The following is a 22,872-nucleotide window of genomic DNA, read 5'->3' as shown; positions in this document are numbered from 1 at the left end:
GCGCCCGCCTCATGCCGGCACATCCATGTACTGCATCACCAGCCCCTGCGAGAGCAGGCTCCAGCCGTCCAGCACCACGAACAGGATCAGCTTGATCGGGGCGGAGATGGTGACGGGACTCATCATCATCATGCCCAGCGCGAGCAGGATGCTGGACACGATGAGATCGACCACGATGAAGGGCAGGTACAGATAGAAGCCCATAAGGAAGGCATCCTTCAGTTCGCTCAACGCATAGGCCGGCAGCAGCGCGAACAGCGAGCGGTCTTCCGCGGCGGTGTCTGCCGCAGGCACGTCGGTGCCGTCGGTCACCTGGGCGCGTTCGAAGAACCGCAGCAGTTCCGGGTCGGCGTGGCGGGCCAGGTAGGCGCGGTACTCGCCCAGGCTGTTGTCGAGGAAATCCGCGGTTTCCTGCACCGTCGTCAGCGGGTGCCCGAGCTCCTGGTAGGCGGCCTGCACCGAGGTGACGATGGGATGCATGACGTAGAACGCCAGGATCAGCGACAACGCGTTGATGACCATGTTGGAGGGGACCTGCTGCAGGCCGAGCGCGTTGCGGATCAGGGTGAAGACCACACTGAACTTGATGTAGCACGTACCCACCGCGACCAGGAACGGCAGCAGGGACGCGGCCGCAAGGATCGCGATCAACGACACATCGTTGTTGATTTGCACGACGCTCATGCCCTTCCCGGCACCTGCGCCAGCTTCACCCCCAGGCGGTCACCCACCTGCACCAGCTCGCCCACCGCAAGCCGCCGTCCGTTGTGGACGAGTTCGACGCGCTGGCTGGCGCGTTCCGGCAACGCGACAACGCTCCCCGCCTCCAGCGCGGCCAGCTCGCCCAGGCTCATGTCGAGGCGGCACAAGATCACATCAAGGGTCAGCGGCAACGTGTCCAGGCCGCGCGCTTCGGACGCGGAGAGTTCGGCAGGCAGGCCGGAGGCTGTCGCGGCGGGATCAGGAGTGAGGGGCAGATGCATGGTGGTCACGATCAGTGAGTCCGGATGGAGGTGGAAATCGAACAACGGGTAGCGGCCCTGCCACGCCCGCATTACGGAAACGGACAGCAGGACGATGTCGCCCCCACGCAGGCGGCGCAGACGCTGCAGGCTCATGCAGGCGTGGCCCACCTGCAGGCGGACCGGCAGCGGCAGCCCGGCGGGTAGTCCCGGCCCACCCGGAGCAGGGGGCAACGGGGCGGTTCGTGATTCGATCCACACCTCGCCTTCTGCGGCGGCCACGGCGGCCAGCGCCGGAGCGTCGGCGGGCGGTGTCGTGGGGGGTAATGCCCGGGCGTGGCCGTAATCCAGCACGGCGTCGGCGAACTGCAGGGGGCGATCTACCGCAGTCAGGCCTGCCAGCACGGTCGGATCCATCGATGACCAGTCCAGGCCGACAAGGCCGGGCAGGTGCACGGCTGCCCACGCATTGGCGTCCACGCAGCAGACCATCGCGCCATCGGCGGTGCCCAGCTCGAACCGCAGGCAGGTTACCGGTGGTGGCGTGCTGGCCACGGCGTGTACGCCACTGCGGCGGAGACAACGCAGCAGGGTCAGGACGCGGAGCTGTTGAGGATCGACCTCGGCCAGCAGCGGCAAGCGCGGACTCATTCTTCGTCCTCGGGCAGGTGGCGGGCGGCCCTGCGTTCAGCGGTGCCGTCTTCCGGTGCATCTGCTGCGATGACCTGCAGGTGGCCCAAGGTCATCCCTTCATCGGCAACCAGTGCGGCGCCGAGCGCCCGCTGCGCGTTCTCGCTGCTGCCGCGCAGGAACACCGGCGCTGCCGGCAGACTGCCCGATGCGCCGGGGAGCCAGCTTGCAGTGGCCTGGTGGCCCGGCCCCCAGCTGCTGAACGGCACGCTGACCGTCACCATGCGTTGCGCCGGGGCGAGCGGCAGATCGGCCCCCGGTGCATCGGTCCGCGCTGCGACAGGCGGTTGGCTTCCCGGGCGCGTGCCCGCGGCGTTGAGGGCCGCGTGCGGCTGCGGCCGGTTCGCGGCGGTCGCCGCTCCCGCATGTCCAGCAAGCTGCGGTATCAGCGCGCCCTGCTCGCGGTTGTGGCGGGCCCTCCGTCCTGCGCTCACGACGAGTGGAGGATCGTCGCCCTGGGGCAATGACGGTTCCCCGGTCGGCAACGCGTCTGCCGCGGCCACGGAATGGCCGCCGTCGCGGACGTGCGCCGCGTTCGGGGCGGGCACGGGAGGATCAGCAGGCTGGTCCTGGCGGGGTGGGCCCGCGATGCGGGCGGGGTCCGATGCGGGCAGCGGGTGCGCGGCGTCCGCTTTGTGATCGCCCGCGGCCGCGACGATGCCCGCGCCATGCGGCGATGCGACCCGCGCGGTCTGCCGGGGTGGCGACCGCACCGGGACGGGATCGCCCACGGGCGCGTCGGCCGCATCGGACCGGGCATGCACGCCGGTGCTGCGGAGGAATGCCGGGTTCGCCGCGCCGCGGCCCACGCCCGGCCTCGGATCCTGCGGCGCTGCGGGGTGAAGCGGGGCCGTGGCGAACGGATTGCCATCCAGTGTGGTCGGTAGCGCCTGCGACTGCCCAGGTTCGGATTCCGGCTCGGGATCGACGGGCATATCCGGCGGCCCCAGCTCCTCCGTCCTGTCCGGCCGGGGCGGGCGGGGGTCCTGCTGTGCGCGTCGCAGCAGCGGCACCACCGGGGTGACCGGAGCAGCAGGCTCGGCAGCGTGCACGGGGTTCAGCGCGATGGGCGGCGACGACATGAGATTTCATCCAGCTGTTGGGTATGGAGGCGCAGTTCGCGAAGCCGGCTGGCCTGCCGCCGGTAGTGGGCATGCCAGTGCTCGATCTTCTTCTGCTTGCGGTATTGCACTGCGGCGCGCTGGCGCTGGCCGGCTTCCTCGGCATCGCAACGCGCGGCATCGGTCTCGAGGTCGGTGGCCGCATGCCCGCTTTCCAGCGCATGCGCGCGGGCGACGGCGAGCACCCGCAGGCGGTCGAACAGGGCGCTGCGGCTGAGGCCGGATTCCGGCTGCAGGATCGCGCGGTGCAATGCCTGTTCGGCGGCGTTGCGCAGCGCATCGGCCTCTTCGCGCCGCGCGCTCGCCGCGGCGTGCTGCGCCTGTGCCGACAGCAGCGAGAGCTGCCGTTGCGCCTTCTTCAGCTGGACCAGCCGCGGGCCCCGGGCGTCAACGCGAAAGTCCATGCAAGGCCTCCAGCGTGTGCGGAAGCTCGGCCCGTTCGTGCTGCCCTTGGCGCAGGAAGGCCATCAGTGCCGCTTCACTCGCTATTGCTTTGTCATAGGCCGCGCTGACCCCGGGCGTGTATTCGCCGAGGTCACGCATCAGCTGCAGGTCCTCAAGCGTGCCCAACAGACCGCGTATGCGCGCCGCCGCCTGCTGGTGCGCCGCATTGGTCAGGGAGCCGAAAAGGCGGCTTCCGCTGCGCAGCACATCCAGGGCGGGCAGGTGGCCGCGCCCGGCCAGCTTGCTGCTGAGGTAGAGGTGTCCATCCAGCAGCGACTTCACCTCTTCGCCGATGGGATCAGCGTCCTGCTCGTCTTCCAGCAGGACGGTATAGAAGGCGGTGATGCAACCGGAGTCAGTACGCCCACTGCGTTCCAGCAGGCGGGGAAGTGCCTCGAACACAGACGCGGGAAATCCACGGCGAGCGGGAGGCTCGCCGGCGCCCAGCGCAAGTTCGCGCAACGCACGCGCGTAACGGGTCACCGAATCCATTACCAGCAGCACGCGCCGGCCCTGGTCGCGGAAGTACTCGGCGATGGTGGTGGCGATCAACGGCGCCTGGCTGCGTAGTGCAGGTGCGGTGTCCGAGGTTGCCTGCACGATCACGGTGCGTCCGGCGCGTTCGGAATGGCGGAAGCGCTCCACCAGCGAAGCGACTTCCCGGCCACGCTCGCCCACCAGTGCGATAACGCTGACATCCACGTCGGCATTGTCCAGCAGCATTTCAGCGAGCGTGGTCTTGCCCGCGCCGGCCCCGGCGAAGATGCCGACGCGCTGGCCTTCGCCACAGGTCAGCAGACCGTCCACCGCGCGTATCCCCGTGCACAGTGGCGACTCGATCGCGCGACGCTGGTGATACTCCACGCCGCGTCCATCGGTGCGCCTCATCTCGGTATGCGAGACGATCGCGGGCGCGAGACGTTCCACTTCATTGCCCTGTCCATCGATCACGCTGCCCAGCACCCCCTCGGATATGGCCACCAGGGGGCCATGGCCAGTGGGCAGGACCAGGCACTGCGATGAAAGACCGGTACTGTCCCGAAGCAGTCCGATCGATGCCAGGCCATGCTCCACTGCGACGACCGTGCCGGACCCGGCAGGCGTGTCATCGTGCGAGGCGGCCTGCAGCCGGCACACATCGCCGATGGCCACGTGGGGCAGCGGCGCCCGCATCATCGAACCGATGATGGTCGCCGGATGCGCGGCAGGCCGCCAGAGAGACCGTGGGTACGTCATCGAATGGCCTGCATCCGGGCCAGGCACTGATGGAAATCCTGCAGCGCCTCGGCCAACCGCGAGGGATCGCGCGCGTATTCGGATTGCAGCATGCCGCCGACGCGGCCGTCCTCACGCAGCACCATGGCCCCGGCATCCCAATGGGCGACGGGCCGGATGACCTCGCCCAGCAGCGGCTCGGCCAGCACGCTGCGCGCCTGTTCACCGATTTCTTCAATCGAGCCCCACAGCCAGACCTGTTCGCCATCGCGTGGGTCGAGGTAGATATCCCCCACATCGTCGAATGACATGACGATCGTCGAATGGTCATCGAACTCGTAGTCGCTGGAGTTGGCACCGAGTTGTTCGAGTGCCTGGCAGAGTGTTTCTTTGAGGGTCATAGTGATTTCACGACATCAAGGGAGATGGCATCGGATATCTCCGAGAACGAGAGAACCGCGAGACCGGGCAGCTTGTTCTCGACGAACCGTTTGACGAACCGGCGCACGTCCGGCGCGACCAGCAGCACCGCTTCCGGGCGGCTGGCCAGCAGCGGCTCCATGACGATGACGAGGCGGTCGAGCAGCTGCTCCGCCTGTGTCGGGTCAAGATTCAGGAAGGCCGCGCCCTGGCTCTGGCGTATGCCCGAACGGACCAGGTGTTCGGTATCCGGCGCCAGCAGGACCGCCGCGATGCGACCATTCCGCGCGTGCTGGGAAGAGATATAGCGCGCCAAACCGGTGCGCACGTGCTCCACCAGCAGGATGACGTCCTTCTCACGCTGGCCCCACTGCGCCAACGTTTCCAGGATGATCTTCATGTTGCGGATGGAGACGCCCTCACGCTGCAGGCGCTGCAGCACTTCGGCGACGCGCTGTACGGGAATGTGGCGGTGGACTTCCTTGAGCAACTCGGGGAACCGTTTTTCGGTTTCGTCCAGCAGGTACTTGGTTTCCTGGATACCGAACAGTTCGCCGATGTTGCGCATCAGTGCATCGTGTACCAGCTGGTGCAGTTCTTCCTCATCGCTGCGGGTTCCCATGCCCATCGCCTGCAGCTGTTCCTGCATGCTGGCGGGCATCCAGCACCGCGTTGGTGCGCCGTTGTCGCCGGGCAGCGCGATGGCACCGTCAAGCATCGCAAGCTCATCGCTGTCGGCGAGCACGCGGACGTGGTCGAGGACGATCTCCGTGCTGGCAGCGGGGATCTCATTGATCATCACCATGATCCGGTGCGCGCCGGCTTCGTGCTTGCGCAGCAGCATGGGCGGCAGCTGCATGCCCGCACGCAGGTGCAGTTCCGCGCGAAGCTGGCGCTCCAGCCCGGCCGCGTGCCATTTGGCATGGTGCGCCGGCGGTACCAGCAGCAGCAGCGGGACTGTCTCGTTGACCTGCTTGCCATCGTGGGTCAGCTGTCCCTGCCCGCCCGATGCGTCCGGCTTGCCGCTGTGCCCGATTGCCTGCGCGATGCCGCTGCCGCTGCGCTGTGATTCAGCGCCATCGGCGCGCAGCCGCCACGCTGCCAGCGCGAACAGGCCGGCCGCCAGCACGAAGAACACCGGCAAGGGGAATCCAGGCAGCAGGCCCAGGAGCAGGACAAGCGTGCCGGCGATGAACAGCACTTTCTGGCTGCTGAAAAGCTCCTTGATGATGCTCGAACCCAGGTTGCCTTCATCGCCCCCTACGCGGGTCACGATGAAACCGGCACTGATGCAGATGAGCAGCGCCGGAATCTGCGCGACCAGACCATCACCGATGGTGAGCAGCGTGAACACGCTCAACGCCTGCTGGAAGCCCATTCCGTGCTGCAGCATACCGACGGCGATGCCGCCGAACAGGTTGACGAACACGATCACGATGCCTGCGATGGCGTCGCCCTTGACGAACTTCATCGCGCCGTCGTACGAGCCGTATAGCTGGCTCTCCTTCTCCACTTCGCGGCGGCGCAGCTTGGCGCCGGCCGCATCGATGGATTCGGCGCGCAGGTCCGCGTCGATGCCCATCTGTTTGCCTGGCATGCCGTCCAGTGAGAAGCGCGCCACCACCTCACCGATCCGCTCCGAGCCCTTGGTGATGACAATGAACTGCACGATGGTGACGATCGCGAAGATGACGAAACCGACGACCAGATTGTCTGCAACCACGAACTCGCCGAATGCGGCCACGATATGCCCCGCATCGGCGTCCACCAGGATCAGCCGGCTGGTGCTGACCGACAGCGCCAGCCGCATCAGCGTGGTGAACAGCAGCACCGATGGGAACGTGGAGAAGTTCAGGATGCGTTCGACGTAGAACGAACTGAGGAAAATGACGATCGCGATCAGCAGGTTGACGGCGATCAGCAGGTCGACCAGGAAGGTCGGCAGCGGCACGATCAGCATGCCGATGATGACCGCCATCAGCACGACCAAAGCCAGTTCCGGACGCAGCAACGTACGCGCCACCTGACCCAGCCCGCCGGCGGCGGGTGCATTGGCGGACATCAGACCGCCACCCAGCGGCCTGCAGCCGCTTGCTGCTGTTCCTGCCTCAACGCGGCTTCAAGCAACCCCTCGACCTCGTCCAGCGCACGGACATGTTGCCCGGGATCGCTCCACAGGCCATGCGGCACCGCCTTCAGGAAGCGCCGCATGTTGGCGGCGAAACGGGATTTTTCATTGGTCTGGAGGGCACATGCCACCTGCCCGAACACGCCGTCGAACAGCTCCTGCAGTCCTCCCCCCCGCCGGATCATCGCGAACAGGGCCGACAGCAGCGCCGATTGGGTGACGCCGATGCGGATCATCACGGAGGCTTCCCAACAGCACGCCAGCAGCAGGTAATCGGCCGAACGCAGCATGGTGAGCTGCCGCACGCGCTGCAGCAGGTAGCCGAACTCCAGGCGGCTGCAGGAGGGGTCGAGCGCATACATGTCCGCCCCCATGGCATGTTCGATGAAGTCGACCACCCGGGTGCGGGATTCGAAGCCGTACAGGGCGATCCATTCTTCATAGCTGGTCAGCGGTTCGCCGTCGCCGAGGAAATCGCGGTAGGTCTGTCGGAGCTGGGCAGGTGTCGCGTCCAGCAGCCTGGAATGCAGGCGCGCCTTCAACGCGACGTTGAGGCCCGCGCGCACTGCCTTGCCGCTGCTGCCGCCGAGAAACTCCTGTTCCAGTTCGTCAAGGATCTCTGCGAGCTCCTCCAGCTCCGCACCGGAGCGCAGTGCACGCAACGCGGCCACTGCATCGCTGGGATCGGCGAACAGCGCGCCGAGCAGGTTCCGCAGCTGCTCCACGTCGGCAGGCGGAAACTGCTGCAGCTGCAGGCGCAGGGCGGACAGCTTTTCCGGGCCTTTCGGGTCGAGCACCTGTTCCAGCCAGGCATGGGCGTTGACGGGAGACTCGTCGGCATCCCGCGAGCGGTTGCGGCGCAGGCTCGATACCAGAGCGGAAAGGTCGTCACTCATGGTCAGCGCCTGGTTCAACAAGCCCTGCTGCGAATTCGTCCGCCGCATGGCGGAGGTCGAGGAGGCAGGCTCGTCTTCGGGCACGGGCTGGGCAACCGGTGCGGTGCGAGGGCGCTGGACCGGCACGGAAAGCCGTGCGGCGGCTACGTCAATGTGTGCCATTCAATGCCTCCCGCACGCTTTCGCGAACGCGCTGGAAATGGTCCGGCAGGGGCAGCTGAAGGTCTTCCATACGGTTGAAGCCTGCGTCAGGCAGCAGATCCGCGGGCGTGCGTACGCGGGGCTGGATCAGGAAGACACGCACCAGTTCCTGTTGGCGGTTGCTGCGGTGGCGAAAGGCATGGCCCAGCCACGGGATGCGTCCCAGCCCGGGAATGGCCGCACGGTTGCGTGCCTGTTCGTGGCGGGTGTAACCGCCCACCAGCAGGCTGAGCTGATGCGGCACGCGGGCGACGGTATCGATGGTGGTGCGGTTGATCACCGGCAACCCTTCCACTTCGCTGCCGCTGTCGGTTCCATCTTCGATCTTCAGCTGCATCTCCACTTCTTCGTCGGCGGAGACGCGTGGCAGCACGCTGATCATCGTGCCGTAGGTCACAGCTTCAAGTGACGCCGCGCGCTCTGCCTGCAGCCGCGCGTAGAAGGTGCTGTTGCTGTCGAAATGGGCCAGCACGTTTTCCTGGGTCAGCAGCACCGGGCGCGATACCACGCTGGCGTGGCCGCGCTCGGACAGCGCAGTGACCGAGGCCAGGAAGCGCTCACCATCCAGTGTGGAGGTGGAGCCGTTGAAGCCCACGCCGAGGCGGCCACTGATGCCCACCTGACCGCTCCATTTCACCCCCAGGCCGTCCAGTTGCTTCTTCTGCACATCGATGATCCACAACGACAGTTCGACCTGCTTGCGCGGCAAATCAAGCTCCGCCACCAGCTGCTTCACTTTCTGGATGCCAGACAGCGTGCCTCGCACGATCAGGCTGTTGGTTTCGGGGTAGGCCACCACGACGGTACGCGTGGAGGCTTCCGAGGCAGCCGGTATACCGCTTTCACGGCGTGCCAGCGGCTGGCCCTGCCGCGCCGCAACGGCACTCTCCTGGCTGGGATCTTCCGCGCTGGCCTCGTTCGGCGGCCTGCGCACGATGATGTCACTGACGCCTGAGTCCGCAAGCACACTGGCCAGTGTTTCCGCCATGCCGGGCAGGGTGGTTTCCCAGGACCGCATGCCATAGCGCCGGCCCTGCGCGAAGCTGTTGCGCAGGGCGATGACCTCCACGTGCTCGGCGCGTGCATCGGCGCCGCGGTACAGTTCATCCAGGTAGCGGGCCGCATTCAGCACGATGTCGACATAGACCGGCGATCCGGACACGTAGAAGGTTCCCGCACCGCTGCCCCCCCGCAGCGCATGCCGCGGATCGGCAAGGCGCGTGCGGCGCAGGAAGTCTTCCAGCACCGCGATCGAGGCATGCTGCATGTGGCCGATGGCATTGCGGGTTTCACTGGCGTCATGCACGTAAAGCGTCTGGCCGTCGCTGTACCAGATCAGTCCGACATCGCGGGCGACCTGGTCGAGCACCGACTGCGGTTCACGCAGCGAAAAGCTGCCCTGGACACGCTTTTTCTGCGCTTTGGTGCTGACGATGACCGGCAGTTTCATCTGCGCGGCCACCGACTGCAGCAGCAGGGATACCCCGTCGCCACGGGATACGAAGGTGGCGTCGGCGGACAGTTCGCCGCGATGGCGGATCGCGGTGTTTTCAAGCGGCACATCGTCGCCGCCCGCCTCTTGGGCATGCGACGGTGCGGGAAAGGTGCCGGCCAGCAGCACGACGAACAGACAGACGGTGTAGCGCACGGTTTTCACAGTGAATGGACTGATTGATAGATGGAACTGGGCGACCTGCCGAGCAGCGATTTGATTTCACTGCAGAAGTGCGAAGGCGAGGAAAAGCCGAAATCCGACGACAGCCGGGTGAAGGTCGCTCCGGTTTCGGCATAGCGATGCAGCACCCGCCCTGCGCGCAGCAGGCGCAGCTGTTCCTTCAGCGAGCGGCCGAAGGCGCGCCGGCCGATGCGGCGGAACTGGGCGACGGACAGGCCGTAGCGATCAGCAAGCTTCTGGACGCCCTGGTCCGGACTTTCCAGCACGAACCGCACCAGCTGGTAGACCTCACGCCGTGCCCAGCGCGCGGCCACGGCCTGGAAGGCCGGTGTGTCATCCAGCAGCTCGTTCATCAGCCAGTGCTGCGGTGCGTTCGGGTGATCGAGCGCGCCGGTGACCGGCAGCAGCGCCGCCGTGCGGCGATCGCCTTCCACGCTGCGCTGCAGGCCTTTGGCGTGATCGTGGAACGCAAGCAGGCGCGGCATGCTGTCCGGCACCGCCAGCACCCGGACATGGCGTCCCAGCAGTTTCAGCTGGCGCTCGCCGCCTGCCAGCAGGCGGACGCCACCGGGTTCGATCGTGAAGCGGGAGTTGCCGTCGTAGTCGCGTGCCGCGCCCAGGTCGACCTCCGCCACGTGGTGGTCGGCGACCAGAAACACCGATTCCGTGCGGGGAACCACGCACGACAGGGTGGTCGGATGCGCCGTCGGCGACTGGGGAAGAGGGGTGTACGACATGACGCACATGGTGTTGCGTCATGCCGCAGAGGGCTATGAGCCGAATTGCGCTTTTGCCTGCGGGTCGCTCAACAGGGCGGCAGGCGGCCGGCCCCGACTCCCCGGGTGTTACATCTGTGCCAGCGAGGCCACCGCGTCGAAGCGGTCGGACAGCCGCTTCAGCAGCGCAAGCCGGTTAGCGCGCACGGCCGGATCCTCGTCGTTGACCATCACCTGGTCGAAGAACGCGTCCACCTGCGGCCGCAGGCGCGCCAGCCGTTCCAGCACACTGACGTAGTCTTTCTGATGCAGGCTGGCGCCGGTATCGTCGATGGCCGCGGCAACGGCTTCGGCGAGCGCGCGCTCGGCCTCTTCCCGCAGCAGCGACGGGTCGATCTGGCCCGGGATGGCGATGTCGGCCTTGCGCAGGATGTTGCCGATGCGCTTGTTCGCCGCCGCCAGTGCCGGCGCTTCCGGCAAGGCTGCAAACGTGCGGATTGCGTCAATACGTCGGTCGAAGTCATACAGCGATGCGGGCTTCAGTTCGGCCACCGCGTTGAACTGCGACGCCGGAACGCCCTTGTCGGCGTAATAGCCGCGCAGGCGTTCGATGATGAAGTCGTACAGTTCGGCCACGTCGGCCTGCACGTTGCGCGGTGCGAGCGCCGTGTTGGCCTGCGCCAGCAGCGCGCGCAGGTCCAGTTCGAAGCCGCTTTCGATGACCGTACGCGCCAGGCCCAGCGCGTTGCGGCGCAGCGCGAAGGGATCCTTGTTGCCGGTCGGCTTGAGGCCTGCGGCAAAGCCACCGGCGAGGGTGTCCAGGCGCTCGGCGATCGCCAGCACCTTGCCCAGCGACGACAGCGCGATATCGTCACCGCCGAAACGCGGCTGGTAGGACTCGTCGATGGCCAGCGCGACCTCCGGCGACTCGCCCCCGGTCAGCGCGTAATGGCGGCCGGCGATACCCTGCAGTTCGGGGAATTCATTGACCATGCGCGACTGCAGGTCGTTCTTGGCCAGCTGCGCGGCACGCCGCGCCAGCACAGGATCGGCACCGACCTGCGGGGCGATGGCATCGGCCAGCGCGACCACGCGAGCGACCTTGTCGGCCACGCTGCCCAGCTTGGCCTGGTAGGTCACGGTCTTCAGGCCATCGCCCATCGACTCCAGCCCCTGCTTGAGGTCTTCGTCGAAGAAGAACTTGGCATCAGCGAAGCGCGGGCGGATCACCCGCTCGTAGCCCTTGGCGACTTCCGCCACATCCCTGGATTCGATGTTGGCGATGCCGATGAATTTCTCGGTCAGCTTGCCGCCGTCATCCAGCACCGGGAAGAATTTCTGGTTGATCTCCATCGTCTCGATCAGCGCTTCCTGCGGTACCGCCAGGAAGGCGCGTTCGAAGCTGCACAGCACCGCCGACGGCCACTCCACCAGGTTGACCACCTGGCCGAGGTTGTCCTCGGTGATGCGCGCACTGCCACCCGCTTCCGCGGCGGCGGCCTGCACCTGCGCTGCGATGCGTTCGCGGCGTTCCTGCGGATCGACCAGCACGAACGCCGAACGCAGCGATTCGATGTAGTCCTGCGGTTGGGTCAGCCACACGGTCTTGTCGTGGTGGAAACGGTGACCACGGCTCATGCGGTCGGCCTTCAGGCCGAACAGCTCGGCATCGACGATGTCCGGGCCATGCAGCAGCACCAGCCAATGCACCGGACGGGCGAAGCCCCACGCATGGTCACCCCAGCGCATCGGCTTGGGGATCGGCATGCCGGCGATGGCTTCGCGCAGCACCTCCGGCAGCAGGTCGGCGGTGCGCGCACCCGGCTTCACCGCACGGTGCACGAAGCGCTCGCCCTTGGCGTCACTGGTTTTTTCCAGCGCGCTCCAGTCGATCCCGGCCTTGGCCGCGAAGCCCTGCAGCGCCTTGGTCGGCTGGCCGTCGGCATCCAGTGCGATGTTCAGGTACGGGCCCAGCACTTCGCTGTGCTGTTCGGGCTGTTCGGTGCCCACGCCCGGCAACAGCACAGCAAGGCGGCGTGGCGTGGACAGCGGGCGCGCATCGCCCAGGTCCAGTTCGACGCCGCGCTTGCGCAGGCCCTCGACGATGCCGTCGAAGAACGCCTGGGACAGGCCCGGCAGCGCCTTGACCGGCAGCTCTTCGGTGCCCAGTTCGATCAGCAGGGGAGACAGGTGGCTCATCGGTTCAATCCAGTTGGGGGCGCAGCGCGCGACGCGGCCGGCGCCCGGTGGTTCGGGAAGGTGCGGGACTCAGGCCTGCGCTTTGGCACCGGGGAAGCCCAGCTTCTCGCGCTGTTCGTAGTACGCCTGGGCCACGCCCTGGGCCAGCGCGCGCACGCGCAGGATGTAACGCTGGCGCTCGGTCACGCTGATCGCACGGCGCGCATCGAGCAGGTTGAAGGCGTGGCTGGCCTTGGTCACCTGCTCATACGCCGGCAGCGGCAGTCCCAGTTCGACCAGCTTCTTCGCTTCGCGTTCGCACGCGTCGAAGCGGTGGAACATCTCTTCCACGTCGGCGTGTTCGAAGTTGTAGGTGCTCTGCTCCACTTCGTTCTGGTGGTAGACATCGCCGTAGGTCACCGGGGTGCCGTCCGGACCGTAGGTCCACACCAGGTCGTAGACGTTGTCGCAGTTCTGCAGGTACATGCACAGGCGTTCGAGACCATAGGTGATCTCGCCCAGCACCGGCCGGCACTCCAGGCCACCGGCCTGCTGGAAGTAGGTGAACTGGGTCACTTCCATGCCGTTGAGCCAGACTTCCCAGCCCAGGCCCCAGGCGCCGAGGGTCGGCGATTCCCAGTTGTCTTCGACAAAGCGCAGGTCATGCACCAGCGGATCGATGCCCAGCGCCTTGAGTGAATCCAGGTACAGCTGCTGGATGTTGTCCGGCGCCGGCTTCATCGCTACCTGGTACTGGTAGTAGCGCTGCAGGCGGTTCGGGTTCTCGCCATAGCGGCCATCGGTGGGACGCCGCGAAGGCTGCACGTAGGCGGCATTCCAGGTCTCCGGGCCGATCGCGCGCAGGAAGGTCGCCGGGTGGAACGTGCCGGCGCCCACTTCCAGGTCGAGCGGCTGGATCAGCACGCAGCCCTGCTGCGCCCAGAACTGGTTCAGGGTCTGGATCAGGCCCTGGAAGGTGATCGGAACGGTCGGGGTCGCTGACATGCGGTCGTTTCTTGGCCGGGCGGAGGGGTGCGCTAGTATAACGAGCGACCACCGCCGGGCGCTGGACGTGATCCAGACCACGCTGCGGCGGCGTTCAACGCACCATGTGGCAACCAAGGACACAGGACGATGGAGCAGCACCCGATGGCGTCGTCCCCGCATCCGGCAGCGGTGTTGCCGCCCGGCCGGCTGCTGTTCGAACAGGTCGCCACCGCGCTGGTGGCCGACGGCCTGGTCGCCGACAGTGACCTGGAGCGCGTGCGCTTTTCCGCCCAGGGCGCGAAGAACGCCAGCGAAGTGCATCCGCTGGTGCTGCTGGCCAACCTGAAGCTGGCCGCCAGCGGCGGCGGCGAGCTGGGGCTGGAGCGGCTCACCGACTGGCTGGCCAAGCGCACCGGCACCCGCTACCTGCGCATCGACCCGACCCGGGTGGACGTAGCCAGCGTGACCGCGCTGGTGTCCCACGCTTATGCGCGCCGGCATCGCTTCCTGCCGCTGGCGGTAACCAGTGAACGCGTGCTGGTGGCCACCAGCGAACCGCTGGCGCAGGAGTGGCGGCGCGACCTGCAGCACCTGACCCGGCGCACGATCGAACTGGCCCTGGTCAACCCGCTGGACCTGCACCGCTACACCATGGAGTTCTACGGGGTCACCCGTTCGGTGCGTGGCGCCCGCGGCGATGCCCGTTCGGAAACCAGCAGCACCCTGCCCAGCTTCGAGCAGCTGGTGGAGCTGGGCCGCGCCGGCGACGTCAATGCCGACGACCAGCACATCGTGCACATCGTCGACTGGCTGCTGCAGTACGCCTACGAGCAGCGTGCCTCCGATATCCACCTGGAGCCGCGGCGCGACATGGGCCGCATGCGTTTCCGCATCGATGGCGTGCTGCACAAGGTGTTCGAAGTGCCGCCGGCGGTGATGACCGCCGTCGTCAGCCGGATCAAGGTGCTCGGCCGGATGGACCTGGGCGAACGCCGGCGCCCGCAGGACGGCCGGATCAAGACCCGCTCGCCCGGTGGCCGCGAAGTGGAAATGCGTATTTCCACCATGCCCACCGCGTTCGGCGAGAAGTGCGTGATGCGCATTTTCGACCCCGACGCGGCGTTCAAGAGCATCGACCAGCTGGGCTTCAGCGCGCAGGAAGCGGCCGGCTGGAACACCCTGGTCGAACAGCCACACGGCATCGTGCTGGTCACCGGCCCAACCGGCTCGGGCAAGACCACCACGCTGTATTCCACGCTGAAACGGCTGGCCACGCCGGACGTGAACGTGTGCACGGTGGAAGACCCGATCGAAATGATCGCGCCGGAATTCAACCAGATGCAGGTGCAGACCAACATCGAGCTGGATTTCGCCAGCGGCGTGCGCACCCTGCTGCGGCAGGATCCGGACATCATCATGATCGGCGAGATCCGCGACCTGGAAACCGCGCAGATGGCGGTGCAGGCTTCGCTTACCGGCCATCTGGTGTTGTCCACCCTGCACACCAACGATGCGCCCTCGGCGATCACCCGCCTGCTCGACCTCGGCGTGCCGCATTACCTGCTGGCCTCCACCCTCAACGGCATCCTGGCCCAGCGCCTGGTGCGCACCCTGTGCACGTACTGCAAGGTGCCGCACGTGCTGGAAACGGCCGATTGGGCGGTGTTGGCTGATGGCCAGATGGCATATCCAGATGCCGCCACGCCGTACCGGCCGGTCGGCTGCCTGGAGTGCCGGCGCACCGGGTTCATGGGACGGATCGGGCTGTATGAGCTGCTGCCGTTGGGCTCGCGGCTGCGCGGGCGGATCCGCGCGGACATGGATCTGGGCGCGTTTTCGCGTGAAGCACGCGGTGCAGGACTGCGCACCCTGCGCCAGGCAGGGCTTGAAAAGGTGGCCCTTGGGCTGACTACAATCGAAGAAGTCCTGTCAGTCGTGCCCCCTGCCGATGAACCGCCTTCCCTTCCTGATCGTTGAAACCGGCCGACCGCTTGCCTCGCTGCGGCGCTACGGCCGTTTTCCGCACTGGATCCGGGTCGCGGCGGGGCTGGAAGAACAGGAAACCGTGGTGGTCGATGCCGAACACGGCGACCCCCTGCCGGACGTGCGCGGCTATGCCGGCGTGCTGGTGACCGGCTCGGCCGCCTATGTCACCGACCGGGCCGACTGGAGCGAACGCAGCGCGGTCTGGCTGCGCGAGGCGGTGCACGGCGGCAGTCCGGTGTTCGGCATCTGCTACGGCCACCAGCTGCTGGCGCATGCGCTGGGCGGGCAGGTGGATTACAACCCGGCCGGCCGCGAATCGGGCACCATCGAGCTGTCGCTGGATCCCGCTGCCCACCAAGACCCACTTTTCAGCGGTTTGCCATCGCGTTTCCCGGCCCACGCCACGCACCTGCAGACGGTGCTGCGCGCACCGGAAGGTGCCTCGGTGCTGGCCCGTTCCACGCTGGATGGCTGCCATGCCTTCCGCTGGGGTGACCGCGCCTGGGGGGTGCAGTTCCATCCGGAATTCGCCACCCACCACATGCGCGGCTACGTGCGGGCGCGTGCCCAGTGCATCCGCCAGCACGGCGGCTGCGCACGCAGCATCGAGCGTGCCATCACCGCCGCCCCGCTGGCCCGGCAACTGCTGCGCCGTTTCGTGCGCCAGGCCCGCCACGCTTCAGGTCACGGCGTCGTAAAACAGGGATAATCACCGGATGCAGGGCACGCGCCCTGCCCCTCCCCTGTTCTTCGGATTGGTATGAGCGAGATGCGCAAGCTACCGGCTTCGGCTGGTGCGGAATGGCTGGTGTCCGGGTTCACCCTGCTGCGCAAGGCGCCGCTGGGCCTGGGCATCCTTGGCATGATCTGGGCGCTGGCCGCGCTGCTGGTGACGGCATTGGCGACGATGGTGCCCGTGCTCGCGCTGCCCGCGCAGTTGGTGATGGCCTTGGCCGGCCCCCTGATCTTCGGCGGCCTGGTATGGGCCGTGCGCGAAGTCGACCACGGTCGCCCCGCGCAGCCGGCGCACCTGTTGCAGGGCCTGCACGACGGCCGTGCGCCGCACCTTCTGGTCTCGCTGCTGCCGCAGCTGGTGGCCGGCCTGGTGCTGGGCATCCTGTTGCTGCTGCTGATCGGCAGCTCCGGCCTGGGCCAGCTCAGCGAAGTGATGACCAAGCTCAATGAGTTGAGCCAGTCCGGTGCGCAGCCGAGCCCGGCGGAGATGGAAGCGCTGGCCGCCAGCCTGCCCGCCGGCCGCATCCTGCTGTGGCTGCTGTGCGTGCTGGTGGTGTTCATCGCGGTGGCGCTGGCGCTGTTCACGCTGTCCCCGCAGGTGATGTTCGAACAGCGCAACGGGCTGCAGGCGCTGCGCCTGAGCCTGCGCGCCTGCGTGCACAACCTGCTGCCGATGGGGGTGTTCTTCCTGCTCGCCTTCGTGGCGGTGTTCGCCGTCTACTTCCTGGTGATGATCGTGGCGATGGTGGCCCAGCTGGTGGGCGGGGCGATGCTGGCCCTGTTCGCCGCGCAGCTGCTGCTGATGGGCGTGATCATGCCGGTGTTCGCCGGCGCGGTGTACAGCGCCTGGAAGCAGATGTTCGGCGAGGTCGGTGAACCGCCGGCACTGCCGGACAGCGGACCGTCGAACGTGTTCCACGCCTGAGGCTTTGCGTGCCGCTGCCGCTGCCGCTGCGCTCGCCGAGCTTGGCTCGGCGCTACCGGCGATGCGCCCGGTGTGGCCCCGGTCAGGGCTCGGTCTGGCGGGCGCGGGAGGGCACCAGCCACTTCGAGGCATGGATGCCCAGCTCGTAGAGCAGGCACATCGGGATGGCCAGCATCAGCTGTGACACCACGTCCGGCGGCGTCAGCACCGCGGCCAGCACGAAGATGCCGACCACCGCATAGCCGCGTCCTTCCTTGAACTGCTCCGGCGTGACCCAACCGAGCAGCGTCAGGATGACCATCGCCACCGGCAGCTCGAAGCTGCCGCCGAAGGCGAAGAAGATCGCCAGCACGAAATCCAGGTAGGCATTCGCATCCGGCGTGATGGCAATCACGTCTGGCCGGAACGTGGTCAGGAAGTGGAAGACCGCCGGCAGCACCAGGAAATACGCGAACGCGCAGCCGATGTAGAACAGCAGCACGGACGAGCCGAGGATCGGCACTGCCAGTCGTTTTTCGCGTGCGTACAGGCCAGGCGCGACGAAGGCCCACAGCTGGTACAGCAACCACGGCATGGCCACGAACAGGGCGAGGAAGAAGGTCAGCTTCAGCGGCGCGAAGAAGGCACCGGCCGGGTTGATCGCGATCATCGACTGCCCATTGGGCAGCTGCGAGATCAGCGGTTCGGCGACGAGCGTGTAGAGGGTGCGCGAGAAAGGCAGCAGGCCCAGCAGTACGACACCCAGGCCCAGCAGTGCGCGTACCAGCCGTGCGCGGAGTTCGACCAGATGCTCCACCAGCGAACTTTCACCGAACTCGTGCTCGCTCATGGGCTGTTCTCCTTCGCATTGGCAGGCGCAGGCGCATCGGCCGGCGGCTCCGCCGTTGCAGGTGCCGGACTCGAACCGGGCAGCACGGCCGGTGCGGATGATGGCCGATCCAATGCGGTGGTTTCCGGCGTGGGGCGCACCTCGCCCATCGACGCGGTAGCGCGTGGCGTGCCGCGCACTTCATCGGCGATCACCCGACCCTGGTCATCCACATCCTGCATCTGCCGGCGTGCGGCTTCGCCGCTGGCACGCAGTTCGCTCTCGGTGTCCTGCATCGACTGGCGCACGTCCTGCATCTGCCGCTTGATGTCCTCGGCCTGCAGCTCGCGTTCCAGTTCCTGCTTCACCGAATCCCACTGGTTGCGCGCACGGCGCACCCACAGGCCGGCAAAGCGCGCCGCCTTCGGCAGTCGTTCCGGGCCAAGTACCACCAGTGCCACGATCGCAACGACCAGCAGCTCACTGAAGCCGATATCAAACACCGCTACCCCTCCGGATCAACGCGGGTCGCGGTCGCGCTCGTCCTGCACCGTGCTGCTGCGCGAGGCATCGTTGCGCGATTCATCACCGAGCTGTGCACCCGGCTTGTCTTCGTCACGCATGCCTTTCTTGAATTCCTTCACGGCCGAGCCGAGGTCCTTGGCGCCGCTGGTGAGCCGCTTGGTGCCGAACACCAGCAGGACCACGGCCAGCACGATCAACCAGTGCCAGATGCTGAAACTGCCCATAAAGACGCTCGCAAATATTTTCAGGGATCAGGACCCCGAGCATAGCGCACCGGCAGGGGGCCGGCGCGCATGCTGGAAGTCAGTTGCCGTCCAGTGACTCGGTACGGATCTCACCTTCGGTGACCGGCTGGAAGCCCTGTTGCGGCGGCGGCGCGGCAGGTACGTTCTGCAATGGCACGGTCGTCGCTTCGGCGGCCGGCGGCGGAGCCACCGGCGGTGCCGGAGCGGCAACCGCCGCACGCGGGGCAGGCGCCGGGCCACCGGAGCCACGGTTGTTGCGGGCGGCGTAGGTGGCCTCTTCAAGGCGGTCACGGAAGGCCACCACATCCATCGACGGGGCACCTGCGGCACGCCCTTCAAAGATCATGCGCGGCGTGGTGCCGCTGCCGTAGGCATCCAGATTGGCGGCATCATCGATCTGCAGCACGGCACCGTCCAGGGCGACACCGGCGAACAGGCCGCGTGCACGCGACCACGACCAGATTTCCGCCTTCAGCTGGCCATCCGTTGCGGCGGCCGCATTGCGCCCCACTGGACCTGCGGCCACGCCGGCGTCCGCGCCAAGCGTGAACTTGCCATTGACCAGGTTGTCCAGGCTGCGTTCGTTGCGGAACACCAGCACCACGTCGGAGGACTGCACACCGGCCTGGAAGCCGATGCTGCCACCGGTGAGCTTCATGAATACCGGATTGGACCAGCTGCCATCGGGCATCTTCACCGACATCAGGCCATGCCCGCGGCGACCGCCGATGACCAGCCCGGCCTTGATGGTGTCCGGGATGACGACGACGGCATGGCCTTCATCGAGCAGCTTGTCCGGGATTCCCTGCTCGGGAATTTCCTGGATTTCGGCCAGCACGCGTACCGCGTTGCGCGCACGCTGGTCTTCCTGGGGGCCGGCCAGCGCGGCCTGGCTGGACAACATCAAGCCAGCGGTGATCAACAGGGTAAGGCGAAGGCGACGCATGACGGACTCCGTATCAGTTCACCAAGAAGATATAGCAAGCAGCTGAAAGTAGGGCTGTTTAGATGAATCAGCAATGAGTTTTCCGGCTATTCATTCACTCTTTCGATCCACCTCATTGATCGATCTCATCCCGCCATCGGACGCGATCAGCGACAATGGCACATGCTCAACGCACCCGAATCCGCTGTGCTGGCGGTAAACCTAGGCACGCCCGAAGCCCCGACTGCCCCGGCAGTGCGGCGCTATCTGGCTGAATTCCTTTCCGATCCGCGCGTCGTCGCGATCCCGGCGCTGTTCTGGAAGCCGCTGCTGTACGGCGTCATCCTGCCGCTGCGCAGCGGGCGTTCGGCGGAAAAATACGCGCAGGTGTGGCTGCCCGGGGGCTCGCCGCTGATGGTGCACACGCGCAATCTGGCCGAGGCCATGCAGCGCCTGATGCCCGGCCGTCGGGTCCGCCACGCGATGCGCTACGGGGTACCCGCGCTGGGTAACGAGCTGGATGCCGCCAGGGATGCCGGCGTCCGACGCATCGCGGTGCTGCCGCTGTATCCCCAGTATTCAACCACCACCACGGCGTCGGTCGAGGATCTGGTGGAGCGCTGGCGCCGCAGGAATCCCGATGTGCAGGTGGAGCTGATCCGCGACTACCCGGTGCATCCGGCATGGGTCGATGCGGTTGCCGGGTCGATCCGTCGCTGGTGGGAACGCAATGGCCGGGGGGAGAAACTGATGTTCTCCTTCCATGGGATACCGCAGCGGGTTGCCGATGCCGGGGACCCCTATCCGCGGCAGTGCGAAGCGAGTGCGGCGGCCATCGCTGCGGCGCTGGGCCTGTCCGCCGACGAATGGCAGATGGGCTATCAGTCGCGATTCGGCCGCGAGAAGTGGCTGCAGCCTTATGCGGAACCCAGCCTGTGGGCGCTGGCCGAGGGCGGCGTCAAGCAGATCGACGTGGTCTGCCCCGGGTTTGCAACCGACTGCCTGGAAACCCTGGAAGAGGTCGCGTTGGGCTTCACCCACACCCTGGCAGAGCGCGGCGCGCAGATGCGCTATATCCCCTGTCTGAATGATGATCCCGCGCACGCAAGCGCCTTGGCGCAGTTGGCGGAGGACGCGCTGAAGTGACGCTGCAGGCGTTTTCGCTGCAACTGGATGGACAGACCGCCAGTGGACTGCGGCGGCCAGGGACGGGGCGTCGGGTACTGGCGCTGCATGGCTGGCTGGACAACGCCGCCAGCTTCGTGCCGCTGCTCGCGCATCTGCCGGAGCTGGACATCGTCATGCTGGACCTGCCCGGGCATGGCTTCAGCAGCCACCTGCCGGCAGGTGCCGGTTACACCACGCCGGCAGCCATCTGCCATGTGCTGGATGTGGCCGACGCGCTGGGATGGGAACGCTTCACGCTGTTGGGCCACTCCATGGGGGCCGGCATCGCCAGCCTGACGGCCGCCGTTTCTGATCGCGTGGAGCGGCTGGTGGCGATCGAAGCCCTCGGCGGCCTGCGAGGCCCGGAATCGGAGACCGCGCAGCGCCTGCACGACCACGTAACCGCCAGCCGCACCACCAACGACCGGCCGCTGAGGGTGTTCCCTACACTGGCCGCACCGATCCGCGCCAGGATGATGGCCAACCAGCTGAGCGAAGCCAACGCCCGCCTGCTGGTGGAGCGCGGGGTATGCGACGTGCCGGGGGGTTACCGCTGGCGCACCGACCGGCGGCTGATGCTGCCAACCGCGATACGGCTCACCGAGGGCCAGATCGACAACCTGCTGCAGGCCATCGCCTGCCCCGTGCAGGTGATCTATGCCAGCCCCGCGCAGGCGTATTACCCGGAACCCCAGCGCAGCGAGCGGCTCAAGCACCTGCGCGATGGCCGCTTGGCCGTGCTGCCTGGCACGCACCACGTGCACATGGAACGGCCGGCCGAGGTTGCCGAGCTCATCGTGCGGTTCTGTGCCTGAGCGTTTTCTGACAGATGTGCGTGTGGCTCCAGTGGTCTCATGGGAGGAACGATGAAGTGATTTCGTCAACCTTGGAGGCACCATGCCGCAGACCACTCCGGCCATCACCGACACCTCGTCCGTGCTGAGCAGCCGGCGCATCGCCCCGATAGAACCCGCAGCGTCGCCCGCACAGCCCCCACGCGGCCGGTTGGCTGCACCTTGCCGCGTCGGAAACGAAGCCATGCCTCACGCCTGGGCGCCCAATGCGGGGTCTGCACGTGCCACCGCGCTGCAATCACCGCAGAGCCGCACCGGATGTCGCCGGATACTGCCCTCAACGCTGGTCTGGGCACAGTCGGCACCCCAGCCTTTGATCGGCACGGGCCGCCCTACGGTCATCCAGCACGCATCGGCGCTGCCGATTGACGTCGTTGGCCTCGACAGCGACGGGCCACAGCCGGTCATCAGCCCGCCACGCAGCGAAGCGCTGACTGCTTATGAGCGACAGACCTTTGAGCATTGCGCCGTACAACTGCGTTCTGGCTGGAGCAACTTCCAGGATGATCTGATTGCCCACGGCGTATCGGAACTTGATCCCAGTTGGCCTCATGCGTCACGCCAGATCTTCGAAATGTCGGCACGCCAGCTGTTGCTGGACCAGCCGCCTTCGGAGCTGGGCAAGCAGCCGGTATTTGCCGGGTTCCTCGATAAGCCGGGTTGCCTGCGGTCACTGCTGCCTGCCACGCTGCGATGGCTGGAGGCACACGTCGAGGTGCTGGAGCGAGGCGACATTGAACGCATGGGCACGAGCCGGATAACCAGCAGCAAGCATCTCTACCTGAGTGAGATGACCACGCTGTTGGAGGGGCGCTTTGAACAGGCGCTGGAAGATCCAACGCTGCTGAAGATCTTCAATGCATTACACGTCGGAGACACGGCGCTGCCGGAGCTGGAAGCGTTGCACCGTGCATCGACACTGCAGTGGACAGCGTGGCTGCAAGGGACGCCAGCACCCAACCGGTAGCGCCGAGCCACGCCCGGCGAGCGCAGCGGCAGGTTTCCAGAAATGAAAAAAAACCCCGCTGCGTGAGCAGCGGGGTTTTTGGGTATAAACCCTGGCGATGAC

22 protein-coding genes are annotated in these 22,872 nt (G+C 66.9%); 6 read left to right on the top strand and 16 right to left on the bottom strand.

Going from position 1 to position 22,872, the window contains the following annotated elements; all coding sequences use genetic code 11:
* Positions 1 to 9 precede the first annotated feature (9 nt).
* The 12 genes from IFT63_RS15230 to glyQ all read right to left on the bottom strand — a co-directional run bounded on the left by IFT63_RS15230 (position 10) and on the right by glyQ (position 13,651).
* On the bottom strand, positions 10 to 684 hold the full coding sequence (locus IFT63_RS15230; RefSeq protein ID WP_197974426.1) for an EscR/YscR/HrcR family type III secretion system export apparatus protein: 675 nt from the start codon (positions 682 to 684) through the stop codon (positions 10 to 12).
* Complete coding sequence (locus IFT63_RS15225; RefSeq protein ID WP_192084979.1) at positions 681 to 1,613, bottom strand: FliM/FliN family flagellar motor switch protein; 933 nt, start codon at positions 1,611 to 1,613, stop codon at positions 681 to 683. Before IFT63_RS15225 ends, IFT63_RS15230 begins: the two co-directional genes overlap by 4 nt.
* Positions 1,610 to 2,734: a hypothetical protein gene (locus IFT63_RS15220; protein ID WP_192084978.1), complete on the bottom strand. Its 1,125-nt coding sequence runs from the start codon at positions 2,732 to 2,734 to the stop codon at positions 1,610 to 1,612. Before IFT63_RS15220 ends, IFT63_RS15225 begins: the two co-directional genes overlap by 4 nt.
* Positions 2,710 to 3,177 carry a hypothetical protein gene (locus tag IFT63_RS15215; RefSeq protein ID WP_042612027.1) on the bottom strand — a complete coding sequence of 156 codons (468 nt, stop codon included), beginning with the start codon at positions 3,175 to 3,177 and terminating at the stop codon, positions 2,710 to 2,712. Before IFT63_RS15215 ends, IFT63_RS15220 begins: the two co-directional genes overlap by 25 nt.
* Positions 3,161 to 4,453: a FliI/YscN family ATPase gene (locus IFT63_RS15210; protein ID WP_192084977.1), complete on the bottom strand. Its 1,293-nt coding sequence runs from the start codon at positions 4,451 to 4,453 to the stop codon at positions 3,161 to 3,163. Before IFT63_RS15210 ends, IFT63_RS15215 begins: the two co-directional genes overlap by 17 nt.
* Entirely contained in the window at positions 4,450 to 4,833 is a 384-nt protein-coding gene (locus tag IFT63_RS15205; protein WP_042612029.1) for a hypothetical protein, read from the bottom strand. The genes IFT63_RS15210 and IFT63_RS15205 overlap by 4 nt, the downstream gene beginning before the upstream one ends.
* Positions 4,830 to 6,914 (bottom strand): EscV/YscV/HrcV family type III secretion system export apparatus protein, encoded by a 2,085-nt coding sequence (locus tag IFT63_RS15200; RefSeq protein ID WP_192084976.1) that lies wholly within the window; start codon positions 6,912 to 6,914, stop codon positions 4,830 to 4,832. The genes IFT63_RS15205 and IFT63_RS15200 overlap by 4 nt, the downstream gene beginning before the upstream one ends.
* A complete protein-coding gene (gene sctW, locus IFT63_RS15195) occupies positions 6,914 to 8,038 on the bottom strand; it encodes a type III secretion system gatekeeper subunit SctW (protein WP_192084975.1) in 1,125 nt (374 codons plus the stop codon). The genes IFT63_RS15200 and sctW overlap by 1 nt, the downstream gene beginning before the upstream one ends.
* Positions 8,025 to 9,725, bottom strand: a complete 1,701-nt coding sequence (gene sctC / locus IFT63_RS17605) for a type III secretion system outer membrane ring subunit SctC (protein WP_192084974.1) — start codon at positions 9,723 to 9,725, stop codon at positions 8,025 to 8,027. Before sctC ends, sctW begins: the two co-directional genes overlap by 14 nt.
* A gap of 5 nt (positions 9,726 to 9,730) precedes the next feature.
* Positions 9,731 to 10,489, bottom strand: coding sequence for a helix-turn-helix domain-containing protein (locus tag IFT63_RS15185; RefSeq protein WP_161793537.1), 759 nt, complete (start codon positions 10,487 to 10,489; stop codon positions 9,731 to 9,733).
* 108 nt (positions 10,490 to 10,597) lie between these two features.
* A complete protein-coding gene (gene glyS, locus IFT63_RS15180; protein ID WP_192084973.1) occupies positions 10,598 to 12,667 on the bottom strand; it encodes a glycine--tRNA ligase subunit beta in 2,070 nt (689 codons plus the stop codon).
* A 69-nt stretch (positions 12,668 to 12,736) separates the two neighbouring features.
* The gene (gene glyQ, locus IFT63_RS15175) at positions 12,737 to 13,651 is read right to left on the bottom strand and encodes a glycine--tRNA ligase subunit alpha (RefSeq protein WP_042612032.1); all 915 of its coding nucleotides are present in this window, start codon (positions 13,649 to 13,651) and stop codon (positions 12,737 to 12,739) included.
* A gap of 129 nt (positions 13,652 to 13,780) precedes the next feature.
* Here glyQ and IFT63_RS15170 point away from each other — a divergent pair, with 129 nt between their 5' ends.
* From IFT63_RS15170 to IFT63_RS15160, 3 genes are read left to right on the top strand one after another with little or no spacing between them, the layout of a single operon-like run.
* On the top strand, positions 13,781 to 15,610 hold the full coding sequence (locus IFT63_RS15170) for a GspE/PulE family protein (protein ID WP_192084972.1): 1,830 nt from the start codon (positions 13,781 to 13,783) through the stop codon (positions 15,608 to 15,610).
* Positions 15,582 to 16,328, top strand: a complete 747-nt coding sequence (locus tag IFT63_RS15165; RefSeq protein WP_192084971.1) for a glutamine amidotransferase — start codon at positions 15,582 to 15,584, stop codon at positions 16,326 to 16,328. The genes IFT63_RS15170 and IFT63_RS15165 overlap by 29 nt, the downstream gene beginning before the upstream one ends.
* Before the next feature lie 51 nt (positions 16,329 to 16,379).
* Positions 16,380 to 17,279 (top strand): BPSS1780 family membrane protein, encoded by a 900-nt coding sequence (locus IFT63_RS15160; protein WP_192084970.1) that lies wholly within the window; start codon positions 16,380 to 16,382, stop codon positions 17,277 to 17,279.
* Positions 17,280 to 17,361: 82 nt separating this feature from the next.
* Here IFT63_RS15160 and tatC read toward each other — a convergent pair whose 3' ends face one another.
* From tatC to IFT63_RS15140, 4 genes are all read right to left on the bottom strand, one after another.
* A complete protein-coding gene (gene tatC / locus IFT63_RS15155; RefSeq protein ID WP_192084969.1) occupies positions 17,362 to 18,108 on the bottom strand; it encodes a twin-arginine translocase subunit TatC in 747 nt (248 codons plus the stop codon).
* Positions 18,105 to 18,590, bottom strand: a complete 486-nt coding sequence (gene tatB / locus IFT63_RS15150; protein WP_192084968.1) for a Sec-independent protein translocase protein TatB — start codon at positions 18,588 to 18,590, stop codon at positions 18,105 to 18,107. The genes tatC and tatB overlap by 4 nt, the downstream gene beginning before the upstream one ends.
* Positions 18,591 to 18,605: 15 nt before the next feature.
* Positions 18,606 to 18,836, bottom strand: a complete 231-nt coding sequence (tatA, locus tag IFT63_RS15145) for a Sec-independent protein translocase subunit TatA (protein WP_057507047.1) — start codon at positions 18,834 to 18,836, stop codon at positions 18,606 to 18,608.
* Between the two features lie 79 nt (positions 18,837 to 18,915).
* Positions 18,916 to 19,803: a YSC84-related protein gene (locus IFT63_RS15140; protein WP_192084967.1), complete on the bottom strand. Its 888-nt coding sequence runs from the start codon at positions 19,801 to 19,803 to the stop codon at positions 18,916 to 18,918.
* A 162-nt stretch (positions 19,804 to 19,965) separates the two neighbouring features.
* On the opposite strand from IFT63_RS15140, the gene hemH reads away from it, so the two are divergent.
* From hemH to IFT63_RS15125, 3 genes are all read left to right on the top strand, one after another.
* Positions 19,966 to 20,928, top strand: a complete 963-nt coding sequence (gene hemH / locus IFT63_RS15135; protein ID WP_192084966.1) for a ferrochelatase — start codon at positions 19,966 to 19,968, stop codon at positions 20,926 to 20,928.
* Entirely contained in the window at positions 20,925 to 21,764 is an 840-nt protein-coding gene (locus tag IFT63_RS15130; RefSeq protein WP_192084965.1) for an alpha/beta fold hydrolase, read from the top strand. Before hemH ends, IFT63_RS15130 begins: the two co-directional genes overlap by 4 nt.
* An 82-nt stretch (positions 21,765 to 21,846) precedes the next feature.
* On the top strand, positions 21,847 to 22,770 hold the full coding sequence (locus IFT63_RS15125; protein WP_192084964.1) for a hypothetical protein: 924 nt from the start codon (positions 21,847 to 21,849) through the stop codon (positions 22,768 to 22,770).
* The last annotated feature ends 102 nt before the right edge of the window (positions 22,771 to 22,872 follow it).

This window comes from Stenotrophomonas sp. CFBP 13724, assembly GCF_014841975.1.
Lineage (GTDB): Bacteria > Pseudomonadota > Gammaproteobacteria > Xanthomonadales > Xanthomonadaceae > Stenotrophomonas > Stenotrophomonas lacuserhaii.
The sequence above is the reverse complement of the archived record's forward strand: the minus strand, read 5'-3'. Positions and strand labels throughout refer to the sequence as shown.

What these genes read in the sequence shown, in the direction of transcription:
- IFT63_RS15215 (WP_042612027.1), bottom strand. Translation starts at nt 3,177, where the DNA reads ATGGACTTTCGCGTTGACGCCCGGGGCCCGCGGCTGGTCCAGCTGAAG.
- IFT63_RS15170 (WP_192084972.1), top strand. Translation starts at nt 13,781, where the DNA reads ATGGAGCAGCACCCGATGGCGTCGTCCCCGCATCCGGCAGCGGTGTTG.
- IFT63_RS15165 (WP_192084971.1), top strand. Translation starts at nt 15,582, where the DNA reads ATGAACCGCCTTCCCTTCCTGATCGTTGAAACCGGCCGACCGCTTGCC.
- IFT63_RS15225 (WP_192084979.1), bottom strand. Translation starts at nt 1,613, where the DNA reads ATGAGTCCGCGCTTGCCGCTGCTGGCCGAGGTCGATCCTCAACAGCTC.
- IFT63_RS15210 (WP_192084977.1), bottom strand. Translation starts at nt 4,453, where the DNA reads ATGACGTACCCACGGTCTCTCTGGCGGCCTGCCGCGCATCCGGCGACC.
- glyQ (WP_042612032.1), bottom strand. Translation starts at nt 13,651, where the DNA reads ATGTCAGCGACCCCGACCGTTCCGATCACCTTCCAGGGCCTGATCCAG.
- IFT63_RS15125 (WP_192084964.1), top strand. Translation starts at nt 21,847, where the DNA reads ATGCCGCAGACCACTCCGGCCATCACCGACACCTCGTCCGTGCTGAGC.
- tatC (WP_192084969.1), bottom strand. Translation starts at nt 18,108, where the DNA reads ATGAGCGAGCACGAGTTCGGTGAAAGTTCGCTGGTGGAGCATCTGGTC.
- glyS (WP_192084973.1), bottom strand. Translation starts at nt 12,667, where the DNA reads ATGAGCCACCTGTCTCCCCTGCTGATCGAACTGGGCACCGAAGAGCTG.
- IFT63_RS15230 (WP_197974426.1), bottom strand. Translation starts at nt 684, where the DNA reads ATGAGCGTCGTGCAAATCAACAACGATGTGTCGTTGATCGCGATCCTT.
- IFT63_RS15140 (WP_192084967.1), bottom strand. Translation starts at nt 19,803, where the DNA reads ATGCGTCGCCTTCGCCTTACCCTGTTGATCACCGCTGGCTTGATGTTG.
- hemH (WP_192084966.1), top strand. Translation starts at nt 19,966, where the DNA reads ATGCTCAACGCACCCGAATCCGCTGTGCTGGCGGTAAACCTAGGCACG.
- IFT63_RS15160 (WP_192084970.1), top strand. Translation starts at nt 16,380, where the DNA reads ATGAGCGAGATGCGCAAGCTACCGGCTTCGGCTGGTGCGGAATGGCTG.
- IFT63_RS15185 (WP_161793537.1), bottom strand. Translation starts at nt 10,489, where the DNA reads ATGTCGTACACCCCTCTTCCCCAGTCGCCGACGGCGCATCCGACCACC.
- sctW (WP_192084975.1), bottom strand. Translation starts at nt 8,038, where the DNA reads ATGGCACACATTGACGTAGCCGCCGCACGGCTTTCCGTGCCGGTCCAG.
- IFT63_RS15200 (WP_192084976.1), bottom strand. Translation starts at nt 6,914, where the DNA reads ATGTCCGCCAATGCACCCGCCGCCGGCGGGCTGGGTCAGGTGGCGCGT.
- IFT63_RS15205 (WP_042612029.1), bottom strand. Translation starts at nt 4,833, where the DNA reads ATGACCCTCAAAGAAACACTCTGCCAGGCACTCGAACAACTCGGTGCC.
- tatA (WP_057507047.1), bottom strand. Translation starts at nt 18,836, where the DNA reads ATGGGCAGTTTCAGCATCTGGCACTGGTTGATCGTGCTGGCCGTGGTC.
- IFT63_RS15220 (WP_192084978.1), bottom strand. Translation starts at nt 2,734, where the DNA reads ATGTCGTCGCCGCCCATCGCGCTGAACCCCGTGCACGCTGCCGAGCCT.